Raw genomic sequence first — 21,172 nt, 5'->3', positions numbered from 1 at the left:
ACGACGGATGGTCTGTTCGGGCAATCTACAGCGACTTCCAGAGTGAGTCAAAGTCTTCGTCCCCACTCTTGCCAGGGGCTTTCGCGGCTGTGACGGAGGTCCCGCTGGGGGGCTTCGCTTCACCCAGAATGCGGTACTCGAACTGGCTGAAACTAGCGGTGCTGGTCTGTTTGCGACTGAGTATGGCACGAGTCTCATCACCGCTCAGGTTGATCACCACCTTGTGGCTTTCCTGGAACGGCAGGCGCGGCGTGATCAGGGTCGCTGGGCGCGAAATCACGCGGATTTCAGGTAGCAGCAGGGCGCGCAGGTACTGACTGTTCTGTTCGCTCTTGCGCACCAGTTGCACGCCGCAGGGCTGGGCATGTGGAGCTATCAGCTCGATGCCCATCTGCGTGCCGCCGCCGCGCACCTGGCGAATCCAGCGCACCACGGCGACGCTCCAGCCCTGCCCGGGGGTGTCCTGGATGCCCAGCAGTTCGCCGGCCTGGAGCTGGCTGGGAACTTCGCGCGGCCAATTCAGGCAATAGCCGCCTGGGCTGTGATTGATGATCGGCAGCTCATAGCTGGGGTAGCTGTCGCCAGTCTCCTCTGCGGTCTGGCTGGCACCTTTTGCCGGCTTGAACTGGATATCCTCCATCTGCAGGCCCAGCTCCCAGTGACTTTCGCGCTGGGCATCGAAGGCGCTGGCCCAGACGTCGGGGCCGCCGCTGCCGATGTTGCTGGTCTTGAATTGGGCGCTACGTGGCGCCGCTTCGTGCTTGAGCAGGTCGGAGAAGCTGCGTTGCCCGGCGAGATTGAAATGCAGGGCCGACATGCCGATGCACAGCGTCAGGCTGCCGCGGCCGGGGGTTCGCTGGAAAGTGCGTTCGGCGATGTCGCCCCAGGCCGAGGCCAGGTGTTGCAGCAGTTCGCTGGGCATGCCTTCGGGAACCGACAGGCGTGAGCCTTCCGCGCTCTCGGGAGGAAGCAGCAGGTGCTCCTTGAGTGCATCGACCAGCGCGTGCGGGTCCAGGCCGATTAGGTGGTTTAGTTCGGTGGCGCCGAACAGCGATTTGTAGCGTGGAGGGCCGTCCAGCTGTGGGGCAACAGCAAACAGGCTGGTCGGTTCGTCGGCGCGCCGCAGCGACGCCAGCTGGCTCCAGCTTTCCAGGGCTTCGGCCAGGCGTGCGATGCCGCTCTGGCGCATCTGGTTGCAGCGAGCGCAGCCCAGCAGCAGGGCGGCGATGTAGATCTGTTCCAGGCTCTGGCTTGTGCCGTTGTGGGCCAGGCTGTCGCGCACCTGCGCGCGCTGCAGGCCGTGTTGGCGGGCGATGCGGTACAGCTGATGCAGCTCCAGCCAGAGCCCCTCTGGCACCGGGCAGTACAACTGGGTGGAGCGCACCAGTGGGCCGTACAGGCAATGGCTGGCGCGCTGCAGGGCCACGGCGAGCAATTGCGCCCGCTCCTTGGCAAAGCTCGGCAGTTCTTCGGTGACGATCAGCTTGTAGCCCATGGCCAGGTGGTTCTGCAGGGCCTGGCAGAGGTTGGCGACCTTGCGTGGGCGCTCGTCAAGCACGATGGACTGGTTGAGGAAGTGCCGCGACAGATGGCTGCACACGAAGTGCACCTCAGGGCGCAACAGTTCGAGCAGCTGCAGACGATTGTCGCCGGGGGTGATCAGCTGGTTCAGCTCGGTCAGGCACTGGTAGAGCTGGCGGGCTGTCTCACCGATGTTGGCCTTCGGCAAGGCGGCGAGCCAGCGTTTCATGTCCCTGGGATTCGCGTCGCAGAGAGACAGCCCCTGTTTGTCGGGGGTGGGCACGCGCAGGAGCAGGTGGAGGCTCTGTTTATCCATACCGGGAGAGGTCCGTGACAGCTGGGCGGCGTCCATGCCGCCGGTTTTTTCGGAACTCTAGCAGCATCGGGGCGCGGTCGCAGCTCGCTGCCCGGCAGATGCGGAGTCGTATGCGTTCTGACTGCGCACCTTGTCGGATGTTCCTTGTGCTCAGACTCGCGGCGTGGCGAGCGCTTGGCCCATGCGCACCGGAGTGCCGGCGGCGAGGTTCTCGGCCCACTGCACCTGCTGCGGTCCGAACAGGACGATGGCGGTGGAGCCGAGCTTGAAGCGGCCCAGTTCGCCGCCTTTGCTCAGTTCGATGGCAGCGCGCGCCGCCTCGTCGTAACGAGTGGTTTTCAGTTCGCGCTTCGGCGGCGTGACCAGGCCAGCCCAGACCGTTTCCACGCTGGCCACGATCATGGCGCCAACCAGTACCACGGCCATCGGCCCGCGCTCGGTGTCGAACAGGCAGACCACGCGCTCGTTGCGGGCGAACAGCTCGGGCACGTTCTCTGCGGTGGTCTGGTTGACCGAGAACAGCCGGCCCGGCACATAGACCATCTCTTTCAGGGTGCCGGCCAGCGGCATGTGCACGCGGTGGTAGTCCTTGGGCGACAGGTAGATGGTGGCAAAGTCACCGCCCATGAAGGGCTTGGCACGTTCGGCGTCGCCGCCGAGCAGCTCCAGCACGCTGAAGCTGTGGCCCTTGGCCTGGAAGCAGCGGCCCTGCTCGATCGGACCCAATTGGCTGACCGCGCCGTCGGCCGGGCAGAGAATGGCTCCGGGTGTCTCGTCCAGCGGGCGCGCGCCGTCTTTCAGGGCGCGGGTGAAGAAGGCGTTGAAGTGTTCGTAGGCGCTCAGGTCTTCGACCTGGGCCTCGCTCATGTCGACCTGATACTGCTTGGCGAACCAGCCGATCAGGCGGTCCTTGAACCAGGCGGCGCGGCACTCGGCGGCGCAGCCGATCAGGCGCGACAGCAGGTGATGCGGCAGCAGGTACTGGCTGAGGATAAACAGGCGCTGTTTCATCGGTATTCCTTGATATCAGTGTTCGATCGGCGTGTCGGGCAGGTTGCCCCATTCAGACCAGGAGCCGGCATAGGCCTTGACCCGTGGATAGCCCAGCGCCTTGGCCACCAGGTAGGTGAAGCCGGAGCGGCGATGGGTCTGGCAGTGGGTGATCACTTCCTTGTCCTTGGTGATGCCGAGGCGCTCCAGAACCTGGGCCATGTCTTCGCGAATACGCAGTCCGCGCTGCGGGTCCATGCCGGCGGTCCACTCGAAGTTGACCGCGCCCGGCACGTGCCCGCCACGGGCGGAGAGCAGCTTTTCGCCGCTGAATTCGGCTGGCGAGCGGGCATCCCAGATCGCCAGGTCGGCGGCGCCCAGGCGGCCCTGCAGGTAGTCGCGGCTGGCGGTGGGCTCGTCGTGAATGGTCAGGCTGACCCTGCCGTCGGCGGCTGCGGGTATCTCCCGGCTCAGTTCGCGACCTTCGGTCATCCAGGCCTGCAGCCCGCCATTGAGGAAGTGGTAGCGGCCGTGGCCGATTACATCGAGCAGCCAGATGAAGCGCCCGGCCCAGCCGCCTCCTTCGTCGTCGTAGACCACGTAGACCGCATCCTCGCGGTGCCCTAGTTCGCCGAACAGTGCCTCCAGTTGGTGCTGCTCCGGCAGCAGGCCTGGCGCCGGCGGCTGGGCCCACTGGGTGCGTTTGCTGTCGACCCAGCGCGCCCCAGGAATATGGCCTTCGGCGTAGCGGGCGGCAGGGCTGAGATCAATCAGGATCAGCTCGTTGGCCTGCAGGCGGGTGGCCAGGTCGGCCGGTTCGATCACCAGCGGCAGGCCGGAGAAGGCGGACATGCGAAGACTCCGGATAGACGTTTGAGGGCGGATTGTAGCGAAAACCCCGCGCGCAGGCCGGCTGAAATCGTTGTCGGCATCAGGCGCCGCGACGGGCGAAGGTGGCCAGGCCGCGCTCGATGCATTGCACCGTCTTGGTAAAGGCTTGCAGCGGCACGGCACCCATTTCACCGCCGCCCTGATCGACCACCAGCAGCATCACCACCCGACCGTTGCTGGCCAGTGAGCGCAGCAGCAGGTGTTCACCGTTGAACAGGGCTTTCAGACTGCCCGGCAGCAGGGCAGACACCTGGGCAAGGTTGGCCGGGCTCAGGCGCAACTGCCCGGGTTCGGCCAGCAGTCGGCGCAGCACCTGGCTCTGGGCCGGATCGAGGCGCAATTGTGCCGCCGTCTCCGGGAGGCCGGCCACCTGCTGTGCCAGCAGGCGACTGTGGGTGCGATCTGCCAGCAGCACCATGATCCGCTGCATGCCGCAGGCCTGCAGGGCCTGACAGGCACTGTCGGTCAGTTGCAGGACATTGGCGAAGGGCGAGGGCTGGGCCAGCAGCTTGCTGCAGTGTTGCTTCCACAGTTCCAGTTGCGGGTTGCTGGCCGGCGCGGGCGGTGCCTGAACGGTCTTCAGTCGGCAGCTTTCCCAAGGCCACAGCAGGGCCTCGGCCGGATGCCAGAGACCCGGTTGTGCGTGCTGGCGGGCGCTCAGCGCCGCCTGCTGATGCACCAGTTGCTGTAACTCGGGAAGCGCAATCTGCAAGTACAGGCCGGTCAGGCGTTGCCAGCGCAGGTGGTGCTGGCAGCTCCAGTTGTGGTGGCTGGACAGTGCCAGGCCGCTGGCCAGCAGAATGCTGTTGGCCGGTTGCGTCAGCCAGCGGCGCAGAGGAGGATCGGCATCGAGCAGTTGCTGCTGGTGCAGCGGATGCTCGTTATCGCGTGCAATATGCAGGGCCTTGACCAGCAGGCGGCGATCTTCCACCAGCAGGCGATAACCCTGGATGATCCACTCCGGCATGCGCCAGTGCCTGGCCAGCGCCAGGCACAGCGGCAGCAGCGGAGTGCCGAGCAGCTCACGCTCGACCTTGCTCGCCGATTCGCCGCGACCCAGTACGCGCCGCTCCCAGGCTTCGAACAGCTGCGGTTGCATGGCCACCAGCGGCCACAGCGGGGCGAGGAACAGCAGGCTGCCCCAGTGGATCTCCTGCCACAGCCGTGCCAGGCGGCCGGCGAACAGGCCGTTGGCCTGTTGCGAGGCATGCAGGCCAATCAGCTGAATCTGCCGCAGTGGCAGTGGGATCTGCTCCTGTTCCTGCACCGACATCTGTGCGAGAAGTGCTTCCGCACGTTTGAGCCCCAGTCGGTTGAGGGCCATCTCCAGGCTCTCGGCGGGTTCGCCGAGGCTGCCGGAGCTGCGGTTGGCCTCGCGCAGTACGGTCAGTGCAATGGCCGGGCTTACCTGCATCTGCTCGGCGATCTCGCGCAGTGACCTGCGGCTGTCCAGCAGCACGCGGCGCACCGCCTCGTGGTGGTGGCTGGCGACGGGCAGGCGCACTGCGTCCAGCTGTTTCAGCCAGGCGTCGATGCTGCGTGGTAGGTGCTTTTCAGTGGGCATGCAGGTTGAGCCAAACTGGCTTTTCGCCTTTACTGCCTATAGTCTGGCGCAATACTTCCGATAATTAGAAGGGTTGTTTTGCAGAACCCTTATCGACTGACTCTTCAAGCTCACTCTCATGATCAAGATCGTAGGCATCCTGGTAGTCTTCGGCTGCGTGCTCGGTGGTTTCGTGCTGTCTGGCGGCAAGCTCATGGCATTGGTTCACCCGTTCGAGGTGATGATCATCGGCGGCGCGGCGCTGGGTGCCTTTCTTCAGGCCAATCCCGGCAGCGCGTTCATGACGGTGTTCAAGAAGTCGCTGGCGATGTTCAGCAGCCGCTTTACGCACGCGTTCTACCTGGAAGTGCTGAAGCTGCTCTATGAGATCCTCAACAAGAGCCGTCGCGAAGGCATGATGGCCATCGAGGCCGACGTTGAAGACCCCAATGCCAGTCCGATCTTCAGCAAGTACCCGGCGATCCTCAAGGATAAGCGGATGACCGAGTTCATCTGTGATTACCTGCGCATCATGTCCAGCGGCAATATGGCGCCCCACGAGCTGGAGAATCTCTTCGACATGGAGATCACCAGCCTGAAGGAAGAGTTGGAGCACCCCGCCCATGCAGTGGCGAAGGTGGCCGACGGCATGCCGGCAATGGGTATCGTGGCTGCAGTACTGGGTATCGTGATCACCATGTCCATTCTGGCGACGGCCGATAACGCACAGATCGGTGAGAAGGTGGCGACTGCTCTGGTCGGTACCTTCCTCGGCATTCTCGCCTCCTATGGCTTTTTCGCTCCTTTGGCGGGGGCTCTGGAGCACGATGCCAAAGAGGAGCTCAACCTGTACGAGTCGATCAAGGCGACTTTGGTGGCATCAGCCTCCGGCATGCCGCCGACGCTGGCCGTCGAGTTCGGACGCAAGGTGCTGTTCCCGGCCCACAGGCCGAGTTTCAGTGAGCTCGAACAGGCCATGCGTGGCAACTGAGGCGAGCGGCTGAGTCATGGAGAACAACCAGCCGATTCTGGTCAAGCGGGTCAAGAAGATCGCCGGGGGCCATCACGGTGGCGCCTGGAAGATCGCTTTCGCCGACTTTGCCACGGCGATGATGGCCTTCTTCCTGGTGATGTGGCTGATGTCCTCGGCCACGCCCGAGCAGAAGAAGGCGATTTCCGGCTACTTCCAGGACCCCATCGGCTTTACCGAGAGTGCCAGCCCCTACGTCATCGACCTGGGCGGCACGCCAACGCCTGCGCCGGATCGCACGCTCAATCCCGAGCTGAAAGATGCGCCGGATTCCCAGGAGGCTGCCGTCGACGCCACGCAGGATCCCGCCGAGATCGATCCCAGCCAGGCCGAGACCCTGGCCGAGCAGGTCGAGCGCGAGCGCCTGGAGATGCTGCTGCAGGAGCTGCAAACCAAGGTCGAGGAGAATCCCGAGCTGCAGAAGTTCAAGGATCAGATCCTCTTCGAAATCACCCAGGACGGCCTGCGCATCCAGATCATGGATGCCGAGAATCGCCCGATGTTCGACCTCGGCAGTGCACGCCTGCAGCCCTATTTCGAAGACATCCTGCTGATCCTGGCCGACACCATCAAGGCGGTGCCGAACAAGATCAGCGTCAGCGGCCACACCGATGCCAAACCGTTCGCCGGCGATGGCGACTTCGGCAACTGGGAGTTGTCGGCCAACCGTGCCAACGCGGCACGGCGCGCCCTGGTGGCAGGCGGCTACCCGGATGACAGCGTTGCGCGCGTGGTGGGTTATGCCTCCTCGGCGCTGTTCGATCGCAAAGATCCGTTCAATCCGGTGAACCGGCGTATCGACATCATCGTCCTGACCAAGAAGGCACAGCGTGCCATCGAGGGTGAGCAGGACGGCGGCGGTGATGCGGTTCCGACCGAGGCCACGGCGCCCGGGCAGGCGCCTCCCGCCGCGGACGAGCCGGCCCAGCCCGACGAGCTGCGCCAACGGCTGAACATTTTCGAGGATGGTGCCCTGCAGTTCGACCAGCCGCAGGAATGAAAGAGGCCGCGATCATCGCGGCCTCTTCGTTTCAGCGCACCATCAGTATTCGGGTTCGGGCAGGCTGGCCAGGATGTGGCGGTAGCTGGCCATGCGTTGCGGCTGGATGCGACCGTCCTCCAGGGCCTTGAGCAGGGCGCAGCCCGGTTCGCGGTCATGCTTGCAGTCGCGGAAGCGGCAGGTGCCGAGCAGGTCGCGGAACTCGATGAATCCCGCTTCCACGTCATCGCGGCTGACATGCACCAGGCCGAACTCGCGGATGCCGGGCGAATCGATCAATTCACCGCCGCCAGGGAAGTGGAACAGGCGCGCCGTGGTAGTGGTGTGGGTGCCCTTGCCGGTGACTTCCGACAGGTCGCCGACGCGGGTATCGACCCCCGGCAGCAGGCTGTTGACCAGCGATGACTTGCCCACCCCGGACTGGCCGACAAATACGCTGACATGACCATCCAGGCGCTGCTGCAGCTGTTCCATGCCGCCGCCGCCGTGGGCCGAGACTTCCAGCAGCTCGTAGCCGAGCTGGCGGTAGGTGGTCAGCAGGTTGTCCACGTGCCCGCTGTTTTCCTCGTCGAGCAGGTCGGCCTTGTTCAGCAGCAGCAGTGGGCGGATGCCGGCATGCTCGGCGGCTACTAGGTAGCGGTCGATCAGGTTGGCGTGCGGGTGCGGCAGCGGGGCGAAGACGATGACGATCAGGTCGACGTTGGCGGCCACCGGCTTAAGCAGACCGCGCATGTCCGGGCGGCACAGCTCGGAGTGGCGTGGCAGCTGCGCGACGATCACGCCGTGGCCCTGGTTGCCCGCGCGCCAGACCACACGGTCGCCGGTGACCAGGGGCGGCAGGTTGGCGCGCAGGTGGCAGCGCTGGACCTGGCCGGTCAGCTCGCCTTCCAGGGCCTCGACCTCGACCTGCACGCCGAAGTGGGCGATTACCAGGCCGGTCTGTTCCGCGCCCAGGTCACCGCCTTCCAGCTCATCGAGCAGGCGCGATTCGCGCTTGGCCGCGCGGGCGGCGCGCTCCTCCTGGACTTTCTCGATGCGCCAGCTCTGCCGGCGGGTCAGTTGGCGTTTGGCCATGAAGGTTCCGCTGAATAAGAAAACGGCGGCGAGTTTAGCACGCGGGGCGGCTGGCCCTGGCGTCGGCCTGCTGGTACAACAGCGGCATGCTCGAAACTCTGCGCACTCGATACCCAGCCCTGCTCGCCCTGCTGGCCCAGTTACTGGCCCTGGCGGTGATCGCCTGCCTGTTGTTGCTGTTCGTTCGGCTCGTCGACTGGCGCCCGAGCCTGTGGCAGGCGGCGCTCGCTCAGGGCGCGCTGGCGGCGGCGCTGGGGCAGTGGCTGGGGCTGCGCCGCTGGTGGCTGGCGCTGAACCTGGCTTTCGTCCCCGGCCTGCTGGCGCTGCAGAGTCGCGAGTGGCCAGCCTGGTGGTTCCTGGTCGCTTTCGGCCTGCTGCTGCTGATCAACTGGAACAGCTTTCGCGAGCGCGTACCGCTGTACCTCAGCGGGGCGCGCACCCGCCAGCGCCTGAGTCAGCGCCTCGCCGGGCTGCCGCCCGACTTTCGCTTCGTCGACCTTGGGTGCGGTCTGGGCAGTGCGCTGGTGCAGCTGGCGCGCGACTATCCGCAGGCGCGCCTGGTCGGCGTGGAAACGGCACCGCTGGTGTTTCTGCTGGCCTGGCTGCGCTGCCTGCCGTATCGCCAGGTGCGGGTCCGTTATCGCAGCCTGTGGCGCGAGCCGCTGGGTGACTATGACGTGGTGTACTGCTTCCTTTCGCCAGCGCCGATGGCCGAGCTGTGGGCCAAGGCCCGGCGCGAGATGCGTCCCGGCAGCCTGCTGGTCAGCAACAGCTTCGAGGTGCCGGGGGTTCCCGCTGGCGAAGTCATCGCGCTGCACGACTGGCGCGACTCGCGGCTACTGCTCTGGCACTTCTGAGCGGCTAAACTGGCGCCTGTCTAGAAGGAGCCGAGCCCATGCCGCAGAACCCCAACAACCTGATTTGGATCGACCTGGAAATGACCGGGCTGGATCCGGAGCGCGATGTCATCATCGAGATGGCCACCATCGTCACCGACAGCGACCTCAACATCCTCGCCGAGGGGCCGGTGATCGCCGTGCACCAGAGCGATGCGGTGCTGGCCGGGATGGACGAGTGGAACACCCGTACCCACGGTGAAAGCGGTCTGACCCAGCGCGTGCGCGAAAGCACCATCGGCCCGGCCGAAGCCGAGGCGCAGACCATCGCCTTCCTCGAGCAGTGGGTGCCGAAGGGCAAGTCGCCGATCTGCGGCAACAGCATCGGCCAGGATCGACGCTTCCTCTACAAGTACATGCAGAACCTGGAAGCCTACTTCCACTACCGCTATCTGGACGTATCGACCCTGAAGATCCTCGCTGGCATGTGGGCGCCGCAGGTCAAGGACTCGTTCCAGAAGCAGGGTACGCACCAGGCGCTGGACGACATCCGCGAGTCCATCGCCGAGCTCCGCCATTACCGCCAGCACTTCCTGAAAGTGTGAGTGCCCCAGGGCCCGCCTAGTGCGGGCCTTTTTCATGGTGGCGCGCCAGCGCCCAGGCGACGTGCTCGCGCACCAGTTCCGACGGGTGCTCGCGCCGCGCGCGCAGCGCCTCCAGTACCGGGATGGTCGACGGCGCATTGCCCAGCCCCACGGCCAGGTTGCGCAGCCAGCGTTCGTAGCCGGCGCGGCGCAATGGCGAGCCCTCGGTACGGCTGAGGAACTCTTCTTCCGTCCACAGGAACAGCTCGACCAGGCCGCCGCTGTCCAGGCCGTGGCGCGGCTGGAAGTCAGCCTGCTCGGTGGGGCGGGCGAAACGGTTCCACGGGCAGACGATCTGGCAGTCGTCGCAGCCGAACACCCGGTTGCCGATGGGCGCGCGCAGCTCCTCGGGAATAGGTCCCTTGAGCTCGATGGTGAGGTACGAGATGCAGCGCCGCGCGTCCAGCACGTAGGGGCCGGCGAAGGCGGCGGTCGGGCAGATGTCCATGCAGGCCGTGCAGCGCCCGCAATGCTCGCTGGCATGTGGCGCGTCGATTGGCAGCGGAATGTCGACGAACAGCTCGCCGAGGAAGAACCAGCTACCGGCCTTGCGGTTGAGTACCAGGGTGTTCTTGCCGATCCAGCCGAGGCCGGCCTTTTCGGCGATGGCCTTTTCCAGCACCGGTGCGCTGTCGACGAAGGCGCGATGGCCAAAGGGGCCGATGACCGCCTGGATGCGCTCGGCCAGCTGCTGCAGACGCTTGCGCACCAGCTTGTGGTAGTCGCGGCCCAGCGCGTAGCGCGACACGTAGGCCTGCTCGGGTTGCGCCAGGCGCTCGGTCATCCGGGTGTCGCCGGGCAGGTAGTCCATGCGCAGCGACACCACGCGCAGGGTGCCGGGTACCAGCTCATCCGGGTGCGAGCGCTTGCTGCCGTGCGCGGCCATGTAGTCCATCTCGCCCTGGTAGCCGGCATCCAGCCAGCGCTGCAAGTGCGCCTCGTGCTCGCCGAGGTTGACGTCGGTGATGCCGACCTGCTGGAAGCCCAGCTCGCGCCCCCAGTCCTTGATGGACTGCGCCAGTTGCGCAAGATCGGTAGGGGAGTCGGACATGGCGGGGCGGCGAGGCAGGGGAGAGGGGTATAATTCTGCCAGACCTCGCCCGAATAGCCGAACATGCGCAACGATCACGACTGGCCTCTTCCTTTATACAGCGCCGCCCAGGTGCGCGAGCTGGACGCCCGGCTGATTGCCGCCGGCACCCCCGGATTCGAGTTGATGCAGCGCGCCGCGCATGCTGCCTGGCGCGCCCTGCGGCAGCGCTGGCCGCAGGCAGGTGCCGTCACCGTGCTGGCCGGGGCCGGCAACAATGCCGGCGACGGCTACCTGATCGCCGAGCTGGCGCAGCGCGCCGGCTGGACCGTGCGCGTACTGGCGGTCGGCGAACCGGAGCGGCTGCAGGGCGACGCCGCCCTGGCCCGCGATGCCGCGCAGGCGGCCGGCGTGGCCATTGAGGTCTGGCATTCAGGTGCCGAGCTGCGCGGCGTACTGGTCGATGCGCTGCTCGGCACCGGTTTTGCCGGCGAGCTGCGGCCCCACTACGCCCAGGCCGTCGAGGCGATCAACAGCGCCGGCCTGCCGGTGCTGGCGGTGGATATCCCGACCGGGCTGCACGCCGACACCGGCTGCGTGGTGGAGCAGGCGGTGCGCGCCGATCTCACCGTGACCTTCATCGGTCTGAAGATCGGCCTGTTCACCGGTGATGCGCCGGACTGGGTCGGCGAGCTGGTGTTCGATGACCTGCAGGCCGAGCCTGAGCTGGTTGCTCAGCAGTCCTTTGTTGCCCGGCGCCTGGCCGGCAGCGCGGTGCCGTCACTGGCGCCGCGTGCGCGCACCGCGCACAAGGGTAGCTTCGGCCATGTGCTGGTGATCGGCGGCGACCGTGGCTTCGGTGGCGCCGCCCTGCTCAGTGCCGAGAGCGCCCTGCGGGCCGGTGCCGGTCTGGTTTCCCTGGCCACGCGTCCCGAGCATCTGGTTGCCAGCCTGGCGCGCCTGCCGGAGGTGATGTGCCAGCCCACCGAGTCCACCTACCAGCTGCCCGAGCTGTGCGCGCGTGCCGATGTGCTGGTGGTGGGGCCCGGCCTCGGCCAGCAGGCCTGGGGGCGCAGCCTGCTCAGCGCGGCGGCGGCCAGCGCGCGGCCGCAGGTGTGGGATGCTGATGCACTCAACCTGCTGGCGGCAGGTAGCGTCGAGCTGCCAGCCGACAGCCTGATGACCCCGCATCCCGGCGAGGCGGCGCGCCTGCTGGGGATCACCACGGCAGAAGTACAGGCGGACCGACCCGCCGCCGCCCTGGCCCTGGCGCGCCGTTACCAGGCGGTAGTGGTGCTCAAGGGCGCCGGCAGTCTGGTGGCCGCGCCGGACGGTCGCCTGCTGCTCTGTGATCGTGGTCATCCGGCCATGGCGGGCGCCGGCCTCGGTGATGTGCTGGCCGGGCTGCTCGGGGCCCTGCGCGCACAGGGGCTGGAGGCTTTCGAGGCGGCCGCCCTGGGTGTGTTGCTGCATGCCGGCGCCGGCATGCGTCAGGGCGAGCTGGGGCGTGGCCTGGCGGCCAGCGATCTGATTCCGACCATTCGTCAGCTACTGGAGGAGCATGCACCTTGCCTGAAATGACTCTCTATGCCGAAGGCGAAGACGCCATGTACGAGCTGGGTGCGCGCATCGCCCGGGCGACCGGCGGTCGCGGTGTGATCTACCTGCACGGCGACCTCGGCGCCGGCAAGACTACCCTGTCACGCGGCATCCTCCGTGGCCTGGGGCACAGCGGCGCGGTGAAAAGCCCGACCTTCACCCTGGTCGAGCCCTATGAGCTGGGTGAGGTGCGGGCGTTCCACTTCGACCTGTATCGCCTGGCCGATCCGGAAGAGCTGGAGTTCCTCGGCATTCGCGACTATTTCGAAGGCGATGCGCTGTGCCTGATCGAATGGCCTGAGCGCGGCGCCGGCGTTTTGCCAAAGGCGGACCTGGACATTACCATTAGCCCGCATGGAGTCGGCCGCACGCTGCAGTTGCAGGCACATGGTGCGCGGGCCGAAGCGTGGTGTGCTGCCTTATAAGAGTTTAAGAAAGATGGGGAAGGCTATGCGCATGCGTGCGCTGTTTGGCGGTATCGGAGTCATGCTGGCGGCACTGGCCGTCGACGTGCTGGCCGCCACGGAAATCCGCAGCGTGCGCTTGTGGCGCGCGCCGGATAACACCCGCCTGGTCTTCGATCTTTCCGGTCCGGTGCAGCACAGCGTGTTCACCCTGGCCGCACCCAATCGCATCGTCATCGACGTCAACGGCGCCCAGTTGGCCACCCGACTGGACCAGCTGTCCCTGAGCAATACGCCGATTACCGGCGTGCGCTCCGCGCAGCGTTCGCCCACCGACCTGCGTCTGGTCCTCGACCTCTCCGCCGGCGTCACGCCGAAGAGCTTCACCCTGGCGCCGAACCAGCAGTACGGGCACCGTCTGGTGGTCGATCTTTTTGATCAGGCTGCCGGCGCCGCGCCTGGCGCGCCCAAGACGCCGCAAGTGCAGCAGCCGGTCAACAGTGCGCCGCCGGTCGCCAGTGCGCCCGGTTCGGCCCCGGCCAAACTGCCGCCAGTACCCGGCGGCAAGCGCGATATCGTCATCGCCATCGACGCTGGCCATGGCGGCGAGGACCCTGGCGCCCTAGGTCCGGGCAAGAAGCTCTATGAAAAGCATGTAACGCTGGCCATTTCCAAGGAGCTGCAGCGGCAGATCAACGCCGAGCGCGGCTTCCGTGGCGAGCTGGTGCGCACCGGCGATTACTTCATACCGCTGCGCAAGCGCACCGAGATCGCGCGCAAGAAAGGCGCCGACCTGTTCGTCTCCATTCACGCGGACGCCGCGCCCAGCAGCCGCGCCTTCGGCGCTTCGGTCTACGCCCTGTCGGACCGTGGTGCGACCTCTGAAACCGCGCGCTGGCTGGCCGACAGCGAGAACCAGTCCGACCTTATCGGCGGTGCCGGCAGCGTCAGCCTGGACGACAAGGATCGCGTGCTGGCTGGCGTGCTGCTCGACCTGTCGATGACCGCCTCGCTGTCGTCCAGCCTCAATGTCGGGCAGCAGGTGCTGAGCAAGATGGGTTACATCACGCCGCTGCACAAACGCCGGGTCGAACAGGCGGGCTTCATGGTGCTGAAGTCCCCGGACATCCCGTCGATCCTGGTGGAGACCGGCTTCATCTCCAACCCCAACGAGGCCAGCAAGCTGTCCACCGTCGGCCATCAGCAGGCCCTGGCGCGCTCTATCACGGCGGGTGTGCGGCAGTTCTTCCAGCAGAATCCGCCGCCCGGCACCTATATCGCCTGGCTGCGCGACAACGGCAAGATCGCACCCGGACCGCGCGTGCACGTGGTTTCCTCTGGCGAGAGTCTGGCGCTGATCGCGCAGCGCTACCAGGTCAGCCTGGCCTCGCTGCGCAGCGCCAACCAGTTGCGCAACGACACCATCAAGGTCGGTCAGACCCTCAATATCCCCGCGACCGCCCTGGCGGCCCAGCCATGATCGAGTCGCGGCGCATCCAGCTGCTCAGTCCGCGGCTGGCCAACCAGATTGCCGCCGGCGAGGTGGTCGAACGCCCGGCTTCGGTGGCCAAGGAACTGCTGGAAAACAGCCTGGACGCCGGTGCCCGCCGGGTCGACGTCGAGGTCGAGCAGGGTGGCATCAAGCTGTTGCGCATCCGTGATGACGGTTGCGGTATCCCGCCGGACGACCTGCCCCTGGCCCTGGCGCGCCATGCCACCAGCAAGATTCGCGAGCTGGAAGACCTGGAAGCGGTTTCCAGCCTGGGTTTTCGTGGCGAGGCGCTGGCCTCGATCAGCTCGGTGGCGCGTCTGACCATGACCTCGCGCACCGCCGAGGCCGAGCAGGCCTGGCAGGTGGAGACCGAAGGGCGCGACATGGAGGCGCGGGTACAGCCCGCGGCACATCCGGTCGGCACTTCGGTGGAGGTGCGCGACCTGTTCTTCAACACCCCGGCGCGGCGCAAGTTCCTGCGCGCCGAGAAGACCGAGTTCGACCATCTGCAGGAAGTCATCAAGCGTCTGGCCCTGGCCCGCTTCGATGTGGCCTTCCACCTCCGCCACAACGGCAAGACGGTGTTCGCCCTGCACGAGGCGCCGGACGAAATCAGTCGTGCGCGCCGGGTCGCCAGCGTCTGCGGCCCGGCCTTCCTCGAGCAGGCCCTGCCGATCGAGGTGGAGCGCAGCGGCCTGCGCCTGTGGGGCTGGGTCGGCCTGCCGACCTTCTCGCGCAGCCAGGCGGACCTGCAGTATTTCTACGTCAACGGCCGCATGGTGCGCGACAAGCTGGTCGCCCATGCCGTGCGCCAGGCCTACCGCGACGTGCTGTTCAACGGTCGCCACCCGACCTTCGTGCTGTTCCTCGAGATCGACCCGGGTGTGGTCGACGTCAATGTGCATCCGACCAAGCACGAAGTGCGTTTCCGCGACAGCCGCATGGTTCACGACTTCCTCTACGGCACCCTGCACCGGGCGCTCGGCGAGGTGCGTCCGGAAGATCAGCTGGCGGCGCCGGCGGCGGTGCAGCAGATCGTCCGGCCGAGCGGCATTGCCGCTGGCGAGTTCGGGCCCCAGGGCGAGATTGGCCTGGCCGCCAGCGTTCTGCAGCAACCCGCTGCGGAGCCGTCGGTCTGGCGCTCGGCGGGTGCCGGCTATCAGGCGCCGCGGCCACAGGCCGGGATACCGCAGGCCGAGGCCCAGGGCGCCTACCGCGAATACTTCGCGCCACTGCCCGAGCAACCTGCCGCGCTGCCGGCGACGCAGGGCGACATACCGCCGCTGGGCTACGCCCTGGCCCAGCTCAAGGGGGTCTACATCCTCGCCGAGAATGCCCAGGGCATGGTGCTGGTGGACATGCATGCGGCCCACGAGCGCATCACCTATGAGCGGTTGAAGACCGCCATGGCCTGCGAAGGCCTACGCGGCCAGCCGCTGCTGGTGCCGGAAAGCATCGCCCTGAGCCAGCGCGAGGCCGATTGTGCCGAGGAGCATGCGCAGTGGTTCCAGCGCCTGGGCTTCGAGCTGCAGCGCCTGGGCGAGGAAAGCCTGGCGATTCGGCAGATTCCGGCCCTGCTCAAGCAGGCCGAAGCCACCCAGCTGGTGCGCGACGTGCTCGCCGATCTGCTGGAGTACGGCACCAGCGACCGCATTCAGGCGCACCTCAACGAGCTGCTGGCGACCATGGCCTGCCATGGCGCAGTACGCGCCAATCGCCGCCTGACCCTGCCGGAAATGAATGCCCTGCTGCGCGATATGGAGCAGACCGAGCGCAGTGGCCAGTGCAACCACGGCCGGCCGACCTGGACTCAGCTGGGCATGGATGATCTGGACAAGCTGTTCCTGCGCGGTCGCTGACGGCGAGCGGTGCTGAAAAACGGTTCGGAAAGCGCATACGCAGCGAGTAGACTGCGCCTCTTGCCGATCCGGCCCCTTCCTAGAAGCCTCGTCTGAGCCGCACATGTGCGCTTGGAGAGTGATTGCAGAGTTATGACCGAGCGCCTGCCTCCCGCCATCTTTTTGATGGGTCCCACCGCTTCCGGCAAGACCGACCTGGCCCTGGCCCTGGCGGATGCGTTGCCTTGCGAGCTGATCAGCGTCGATTCGGCACTGATCTACCGGGGTATGGACATCGGTACGGCGAAGCCGGACAAGGCCACGCTGGCGTGTTATCCGCATCGCCTGGTGGATATCCGTGATCCGGTCGAGAGCTACTCGGCGGCCGAGTTTCGCGCCGACGCCCTGGCCGCGATGGCCGAGATCACCGCGCGCGGGCGCATTCCGCTGCTGGTGGGCGGCACCATGCTCTATTACAAGGCCTTGCTGGAAGGCTTGGCCGATATGCCGGGCGCCGACCCCGCGGTACGCGCCGAGCTGGAGGCCTGGGCGGCCGTCGAGGGCTGGGAGGCGCTGCACCGTGAGCTGGCGCGCGTCGATCCGGAGTCGGCAGCACGCATCCATCCCAACGATCCCCAGCGGCTGGTGCGGGCGCTGGAGGTGTATCGCGTCAGCGGATTGAGCATGACTGCGCATCGGCAGCGGCAAATGGCTCAAAATGGCGGTCTACAGGCGCCTGGCGTGGGGCAATTGCCTTATACTGTCGCGCAATTCGCCATCGCTCCCGAGCAGCGCCAGGTGCTGCACGAGCGGATCGCCCGCCGATTTCACCTGATGCTGGAACAGGGCTTTGTCGAAGAGGTCGAAGCGCTGCGCCTGCGGGAAGATCTGCATGCGGGGTTGCCGTCGATTCGTGCGGTCGGTTATCGCCAGGTATGGGATTACCTGGACGGTCGCCTGAGCCGCGAAGAGATGGCGGAGCGGGGCGTCATCGCCACGCGTCAGTTGGCCAAGCGCCAGTTTACCTGGCTGCGCGGCTGGGAAAGCCTGTACTGGCTGGACAGCCTGGCCAGTGACAATCTGACGCGTGCCTTGAAATACCTGAGGGCGGTCTCCATATTGTGATGAGACCCGCCTGTTCGCCGTCTATCCTTGGCTTTTGAGGCTGATACGGCATAAGCCATTTTTGCTTTACTACATTTTGAACCTTAAGGAGTGCGGCACATGTCAAAAGGGCATTCGCTACAAGACCCTTACCTGAATACCCTGCGTAAGGAACGCGTACCGGTTTCCATCTATCTGGTCAACGGCATCAAACTGCAAGGCCAGATCGAATCCTTCGACCAGTTCGTGATTTTGCTGAAGAACACTGTCAGCCAGATGGTCTACAAACACGCCATCTCCACCGTGGTGCCGAGCCGCCCGGTGCGCCTGCCCAGTGCGACCGAAGGCGAGCAGGTCGAGCCGGGCAACGCCTGATAGGAGCCTGACTTGTTCTTCGAGCGTCACGGCGGCGGTGAGCGGGCCATTCTCGTTCACCTGGAAGGCAGTAACCCCGAGGCGGCCGAAGATCCGCAGGAGTTTCAGGACCTGGCTCTGTCGGCCGGTGCGGACATGGTGGCGTTGGTCACCGTGTCGCGACACATGCCGACCGCAAAATTCCTCATCGGCAGTGGCAAGGTCGAGGAGTTGCGCGATCTGGTCAAGGAGTCCGAGGCCGAGCTGGTCATCTTCAATCACACCCTCACGCCCAGCCAGGAGCGTAACCTCGAGCGCGTTTTCGAGTGCCGCGTACTGGATCGCACCGGGCTGATCCTCGATATCTTCGCCCAACGCGCCCGTACCCATGAGGGCAAGCTGCAGGTCGAGCTCGCCCAGCTGGACCACATGAGCACGCGCCTGGTGCGTGGCTGGACCCACCTGGAGCGGCAGAAGGGTGGTATCGGCCTGCGCGGCCCGGGTGAAACCCAGCTGGAAACCGACCGTCGTCTGCTGCGTGTGCGCATTCGCCAGATCAAGCAGAAGCTGGAGAAGGTGCGCAGCCAGCGCGAGCAGGCTCGTCGCGGCCGCCGCCGTGCGGATATCCCCTCGGTGTCGCTGGTGGGCTACACCAACGCCGGCAAATCCACGTTGTTCAATGCGCTGACCACTTCCGAGGTCTATGCGGCCGACCAGTTGTTCGCCACCCTCGACCCGACCCTGCGTCGCCTTGAGCTGGATGATCTGGGGCCGGTGGTGCTGGCCGATACGGTGGGTTTCATCCGTCATCTGCCGCACAAGTTGGTCGAGGCGTTTCGCGCCACCCTGGAAGAATCAAGCAATTCCGACCTGCTGCTGCACGTGATCGATTCGCATGAGCCGGAGCGTGATCAGCAGATCGAGCAGGTCATGGCGGTGCTGGGTGAGATCGGTGCCAACGAGCTGCCGATTCTCGAGGTGTACAACAAGATCGACTTGGTCGAGGGCGTTGAACCGCAGATTCAGCGCGACGGCGATGGCAAACCGGAGCGCGTTTGGCTTTCCGCGCGCGACGGCAAAGGCCTCGAACTGCTGCGTCAGGCGGTGGCCGAACTGCTTGGCGAGGATCTGTTCGTTGGCACGCTGCGCCTGCCGCAGCGCCTGGGGCGTTTGCGTGCGCAGTTCTTCGAGTTGAACGCGGTACAGAGCGAGTCGCACGACGAGGCGGGCGATACGCTGCTGGCCATCCGCCTGCCGCGCGCCGAGCTGAATCGCCTGGTCAGTCGCGAAGGGCTGAAGCCGCAGGATTTCCTTGAGCAACACACTTTGCAATAAAGCCCGGGCCGTCGCTTTTGCGGCAGCTCGGGTGCTTCGGTAGCATGGGCCGGCGCGCCGCGGGCGCGTCTTCGCTTTATTAGATGGAGAGCGCTATGGCTTGGAATGAGCCGGGTGGCAACTCGAACAATCAGGATCCCTGGGGCGGCCGCAAGGGCGGTGGACGCCAGGGGCCGCCGGACCTCGACGAGGCCTTCCGCAAGCTGCAGGAGAGCCTCAACGGCATCTTCGGTGGCGGCAAGAAACGCGATGGCGAAGGCCAGGGCGGTGGCTGGGGCATGCTCGGCATCGGTGCCGCTCTGCTCGGCGCGGTCTGGCTGTGGAATGCCGTGTACATCGTCGATGCTCAGGAGCAGGCGGTTGTTTTGCGCCTGGGTGAGTACAACCGGACTGTCGAACAGGGCCTGAATATCTACTTCCCGCCCTTCGAGAAGAAGTTCCAGGAAAACGTCACGCGCGAACGCTCCTTCACGCTGCAGGGGCAGATGCTCACCGAGGACGAGAACATCGTCGAGGTGCCGCTGACCGTGCAGTACAAGATCAGCAACCTGCAGTACTTCGTGCTCAACGTCGATGCGCCCGAGGTGAGCCTGCAGCACGCCACCGAAAGCGCTCTGCGCCATGTCGCTGGTTCCACCTCCATGGATGAGGTGATTACCCTCGGCCGTGAGCAGATGGGCCAGGAAGTCAGCCAGCGCCTGCAGAAGTTCCTCAACGACTACGGCACCGGCATCACCGTCACCCAGGTCAACATCCAGCGCGCCACGGCTCCGGCCGAGGTCAAGGATGCCTTTGATGACGTGATTCGTGCCCGTGAGGACGAGCAGCGCGAGAAGAATCAGGCCGAAACCTACGCCAACGGTGTGGTGCCCGAGGCTCGTGGTCAGGCTCAGCGCCTCATCGAGGAAGCCAACGGCTACCGCGACGAGGTAGTGGCGCGTGCCCAAGGTGAGGCCGATCGCTTCAGCAAGCTGCTGGCCGAGTACCGCAAGGCGCCTGAAGTGACGCGTCAGCGTCTTTATCTGGACACCATGCAGCAGGTCTACGGCAGCACCAGCAAGGTGCTGGTGACTGGCAAGGACGGGCAGAACAACCTGCTCTACCTGCCGCTCGACAAGATGATCGACTCCCGCCCGACGGCACCGGCCGGTGCCGCAGGCCAGGCGGGTACCGCCTCGAGCGAGGGCGCGACGCGCATCATCAACGACCTGCAGCAGCGTGAGCTGCGCACGAGGGAGAGCCGCTGATGAGCAATAAATCCCTGTTTGCCCTGATCGGGGGCGTGCTCCTTGCCATCGTGGCGTGGAACAGCATCTATATCGTCTACCAGACCGAGAAGGCCGTGCTGCTGCAGTTCGGTAAGATCCAGAACCCGGACGTCAAGCCGGGGCTGCACTTCAAGGTGCCGCTGATGAACCAGGTGCGCAAGTTCGACGGCCGCCTGCTCACCCTGGAATCGCCGATTCAGCGCATCCTGACCAAGGAAAAGAAGGCGGTGATGGTCGATGCCTATGCCAAGTGGCGAGTGGCTGATGCCGAGCACTTCTACACCGCGACCTCGGGTATTCGCCAGATCGCCGATGACCGCCTGTCGCAGCGTCTGATCACCGCACTGGCCAACCAGTTCGGTACCCGCACCCTGCATGAGGTGGTTTCCGGTGAGCGTGACCTGCTGATGGCGGACATCACCAAGTCGCTCAACGGCATGGCGCAGAAGGAGCTGGGTATCGAGGTGGTCGATGTACGCGTCAAGGCCATCGACCTGCCGAAAGAGGTCTATCGCAGCGTGTTCGATCGCATGAGCTCGGAGCGTGAACGCGAAGCCCGCGAGCACCGCGCCAAGGGCCGCGAGCTGGCCGAGGGCATTCGTGCCGATGCCGACCGCCAGAAACGCGTGATCCTGGCCGATGCCTACCGTGAGGCGGAAGAGGTTCGCGGTGATGGTGACGCCAAGGCGGCCGCCATCTACGCCGCGGCCTACAACCAGGATGCCGAGTTCTACGCCTTCTACCGTAGCCTGGGTGCCTATCGCGAAAGCTTCTCGAGCAAGAGCGATGTGCTGGTGCTGGATCCGAGCAGCGATTTCTTCCGCTATCTGCAGCAGCCCAAGCCCTGATCCGGTGTGCCCTGGCGTGGCCGTTCGGCCACGTCGGGGTGACCTCCGGGGAAAA

The 21,172-nt window shown here is 65.8% G+C and carries 19 protein-coding genes; 13 read left to right on the top strand and 6 right to left on the bottom strand.

Features of this window, described 5'->3' with window-relative positions:
* Positions 1-25: 25 nt before the first annotated feature.
* From ACOAPY_RS18630 to ACOAPY_RS18615, 4 genes are all read right to left on the bottom strand, one after another.
* Positions 26-1,837: a molecular chaperone gene (locus ACOAPY_RS18630; protein WP_465154279.1), complete on the bottom strand. Its 1,812-nt coding sequence runs from the start codon at positions 1,835-1,837 to the stop codon at positions 26-28.
* Positions 1,838-1,987: 150 nt separating this feature from the next.
* Positions 1,988-2,854, bottom strand: coding sequence for an archaetidylserine decarboxylase (asd, locus tag ACOAPY_RS18625; protein ID WP_465156864.1), 867 nt, complete (start codon positions 2,852-2,854; stop codon positions 1,988-1,990).
* A gap of 9 nt (positions 2,855-2,863) precedes the next feature.
* Entirely contained in the window at positions 2,864-3,679 is an 816-nt protein-coding gene (locus ACOAPY_RS18620; RefSeq protein ID WP_076583736.1) for a rhodanese-like domain-containing protein, read from the bottom strand.
* Between the two features lie 79 nt (positions 3,680-3,758).
* Positions 3,759-5,282 (bottom strand): HDOD domain-containing protein, encoded by a 1,524-nt coding sequence (locus ACOAPY_RS18615; RefSeq protein ID WP_465154278.1) that lies wholly within the window; start codon positions 5,280-5,282, stop codon positions 3,759-3,761.
* A gap of 118 nt (positions 5,283-5,400) precedes the next feature.
* Here ACOAPY_RS18615 and motA point away from each other — a divergent pair, with 118 nt between their 5' ends.
* Together motA and motB are read left to right on the top strand one after the other, a co-directional pair.
* Positions 5,401-6,252, top strand: coding sequence for a flagellar motor stator protein MotA (gene motA, locus ACOAPY_RS18610; RefSeq protein WP_076583742.1), 852 nt, complete (start codon positions 5,401-5,403; stop codon positions 6,250-6,252).
* A gap of 16 nt (positions 6,253-6,268) precedes the next feature.
* On the top strand, positions 6,269-7,291 hold the full coding sequence (gene motB / locus ACOAPY_RS18605) for a flagellar motor protein MotB (RefSeq protein WP_076583745.1): 1,023 nt from the start codon (positions 6,269-6,271) through the stop codon (positions 7,289-7,291).
* Positions 7,292-7,333: 42 nt separating this feature from the next.
* Here motB and rsgA read toward each other — a convergent pair whose 3' ends face one another.
* Positions 7,334-8,365, bottom strand: a complete 1,032-nt coding sequence (gene rsgA, locus ACOAPY_RS18600; RefSeq protein ID WP_278955886.1) for a small ribosomal subunit biogenesis GTPase RsgA — start codon at positions 8,363-8,365, stop codon at positions 7,334-7,336.
* Positions 8,366-8,451: 86 nt separating this feature from the next.
* On the opposite strand from rsgA, the gene ACOAPY_RS18595 reads away from it, so the two are divergent.
* A complete protein-coding gene (locus ACOAPY_RS18595) occupies positions 8,452-9,222 on the top strand; it encodes a class I SAM-dependent methyltransferase (RefSeq protein WP_465154277.1) in 771 nt (256 codons plus the stop codon).
* Positions 9,223-9,260: 38 nt separating this feature from the next.
* Positions 9,261-9,806, top strand: coding sequence for an oligoribonuclease (gene orn, locus ACOAPY_RS18590; RefSeq protein WP_377740149.1), 546 nt, complete (start codon positions 9,261-9,263; stop codon positions 9,804-9,806).
* 16 nt (positions 9,807-9,822) lie between these two features.
* On the opposite strand, the gene queG is transcribed toward orn, so the two are convergent.
* Positions 9,823-10,896 carry a tRNA epoxyqueuosine(34) reductase QueG gene (queG, locus tag ACOAPY_RS18585; RefSeq protein ID WP_465154276.1) on the bottom strand — a complete coding sequence of 358 codons (1,074 nt, stop codon included), beginning with the start codon at positions 10,894-10,896 and terminating at the stop codon, positions 9,823-9,825.
* Between the two features lie 63 nt (positions 10,897-10,959).
* Here queG and ACOAPY_RS18580 point away from each other — a divergent pair, with 63 nt between their 5' ends.
* From ACOAPY_RS18580 to hflC, 9 genes are all read left to right on the top strand, one after another.
* On the top strand, positions 10,960-12,456 hold the full coding sequence (locus tag ACOAPY_RS18580) for an NAD(P)H-hydrate dehydratase (RefSeq protein WP_465154275.1): 1,497 nt from the start codon (positions 10,960-10,962) through the stop codon (positions 12,454-12,456).
* Positions 12,453-12,899 (top strand): tRNA (adenosine(37)-N6)-threonylcarbamoyltransferase complex ATPase subunit type 1 TsaE, encoded by a 447-nt coding sequence (gene tsaE, locus ACOAPY_RS18575; RefSeq protein WP_372237644.1) that lies wholly within the window; start codon positions 12,453-12,455, stop codon positions 12,897-12,899. The genes ACOAPY_RS18580 and tsaE overlap by 4 nt, the downstream gene beginning before the upstream one ends.
* A 13-nt stretch (positions 12,900-12,912) precedes the next feature.
* Positions 12,913-14,358 carry an N-acetylmuramoyl-L-alanine amidase gene (locus ACOAPY_RS18570; RefSeq protein WP_465154274.1) on the top strand — a complete coding sequence of 482 codons (1,446 nt, stop codon included), beginning with the start codon at positions 12,913-12,915 and terminating at the stop codon, positions 14,356-14,358.
* Complete coding sequence (gene mutL / locus ACOAPY_RS18565; RefSeq protein ID WP_465154273.1) at positions 14,355-16,229, top strand: DNA mismatch repair endonuclease MutL; 1,875 nt, start codon at positions 14,355-14,357, stop codon at positions 16,227-16,229. Before ACOAPY_RS18570 ends, mutL begins: the two co-directional genes overlap by 4 nt.
* 132 nt (positions 16,230-16,361) lie before the next feature.
* Entirely contained in the window at positions 16,362-17,333 is a 972-nt protein-coding gene (gene miaA / locus ACOAPY_RS18560; RefSeq protein WP_465154272.1) for a tRNA (adenosine(37)-N6)-dimethylallyltransferase MiaA, read from the top strand.
* A gap of 99 nt (positions 17,334-17,432) precedes the next feature.
* Entirely contained in the window at positions 17,433-17,687 is a 255-nt protein-coding gene (gene hfq / locus ACOAPY_RS18555; protein WP_021701802.1) for an RNA chaperone Hfq, read from the top strand.
* A 12-nt stretch (positions 17,688-17,699) separates the two neighbouring features.
* Positions 17,700-19,001 carry a ribosome rescue GTPase HflX gene (gene hflX, locus ACOAPY_RS18550; protein WP_076424475.1) on the top strand — a complete coding sequence of 434 codons (1,302 nt, stop codon included), beginning with the start codon at positions 17,700-17,702 and terminating at the stop codon, positions 18,999-19,001.
* Between the two features lie 95 nt (positions 19,002-19,096).
* The gene (gene hflK / locus ACOAPY_RS18545; RefSeq protein WP_465154271.1) at positions 19,097-20,248 is read left to right on the top strand and encodes an FtsH protease activity modulator HflK; all 1,152 of its coding nucleotides are present in this window, start codon (positions 19,097-19,099) and stop codon (positions 20,246-20,248) included.
* The gene (gene hflC, locus ACOAPY_RS18540; protein ID WP_021701805.1) at positions 20,248-21,117 is read left to right on the top strand and encodes a protease modulator HflC; all 870 of its coding nucleotides are present in this window, start codon (positions 20,248-20,250) and stop codon (positions 21,115-21,117) included. Before hflK ends, hflC begins: the two co-directional genes overlap by 1 nt.
* Positions 21,118-21,172: the final 55 nt, after the last annotated feature.

Origin of the sequence: Pseudomonas stagnisoli, from assembly GCF_048595745.1 — a bacterium.
GTDB lineage: Bacteria > Pseudomonadota > Gammaproteobacteria > Pseudomonadales > Pseudomonadaceae > Aquipseudomonas > Aquipseudomonas alcaligenes_A.
The sequence above is the reverse complement of the archived record's forward strand: the minus strand, read 5'-3'. Positions and strand labels throughout refer to the sequence as shown.

Excerpts from the sequence above, each read along its gene's own strand:
- ACOAPY_RS18630 (WP_465154279.1), bottom strand. The coding sequence starts at position 1,837 with ATGGATAAACAGAGCCTCCACCTGCTCCTGCGCGTGCCCACCCCCGAC.
- ACOAPY_RS18620 (WP_076583736.1), bottom strand. The coding sequence starts at position 3,679 with ATGTCCGCCTTCTCCGGCCTGCCGCTGGTGATCGAACCGGCCGACCTG.
- ACOAPY_RS18615 (WP_465154278.1), bottom strand. The coding sequence starts at position 5,282 with ATGCCCACTGAAAAGCACCTACCACGCAGCATCGACGCCTGGCTGAAA.
- motA (WP_076583742.1), top strand. The coding sequence starts at position 5,401 with ATGATCAAGATCGTAGGCATCCTGGTAGTCTTCGGCTGCGTGCTCGGT.
- motB (WP_076583745.1), top strand. The coding sequence starts at position 6,269 with ATGGAGAACAACCAGCCGATTCTGGTCAAGCGGGTCAAGAAGATCGCC.
- rsgA (WP_278955886.1), bottom strand. The coding sequence starts at position 8,365 with ATGGCCAAACGCCAACTGACCCGCCGGCAGAGCTGGCGCATCGAGAAA.
- ACOAPY_RS18595 (WP_465154277.1), top strand. The coding sequence starts at position 8,452 with ATGCTCGAAACTCTGCGCACTCGATACCCAGCCCTGCTCGCCCTGCTG.
- orn (WP_377740149.1), top strand. The coding sequence starts at position 9,261 with ATGCCGCAGAACCCCAACAACCTGATTTGGATCGACCTGGAAATGACC.
- queG (WP_465154276.1), bottom strand. The coding sequence starts at position 10,896 with ATGTCCGACTCCCCTACCGATCTTGCGCAACTGGCGCAGTCCATCAAG.
- ACOAPY_RS18580 (WP_465154275.1), top strand. The coding sequence starts at position 10,960 with ATGCGCAACGATCACGACTGGCCTCTTCCTTTATACAGCGCCGCCCAG.
- tsaE (WP_372237644.1), top strand. The coding sequence starts at position 12,453 with ATGACTCTCTATGCCGAAGGCGAAGACGCCATGTACGAGCTGGGTGCG.
- ACOAPY_RS18570 (WP_465154274.1), top strand. The coding sequence starts at position 12,913 with ATGGGGAAGGCTATGCGCATGCGTGCGCTGTTTGGCGGTATCGGAGTC.
- mutL (WP_465154273.1), top strand. The coding sequence starts at position 14,355 with ATGATCGAGTCGCGGCGCATCCAGCTGCTCAGTCCGCGGCTGGCCAAC.
- miaA (WP_465154272.1), top strand. The coding sequence starts at position 16,362 with ATGACCGAGCGCCTGCCTCCCGCCATCTTTTTGATGGGTCCCACCGCT.
- hfq (WP_021701802.1), top strand. The coding sequence starts at position 17,433 with ATGTCAAAAGGGCATTCGCTACAAGACCCTTACCTGAATACCCTGCGT.
- hflK (WP_465154271.1), top strand. The coding sequence starts at position 19,097 with ATGGCTTGGAATGAGCCGGGTGGCAACTCGAACAATCAGGATCCCTGG.
- hflC (WP_021701805.1), top strand. The coding sequence starts at position 20,248 with ATGAGCAATAAATCCCTGTTTGCCCTGATCGGGGGCGTGCTCCTTGCC.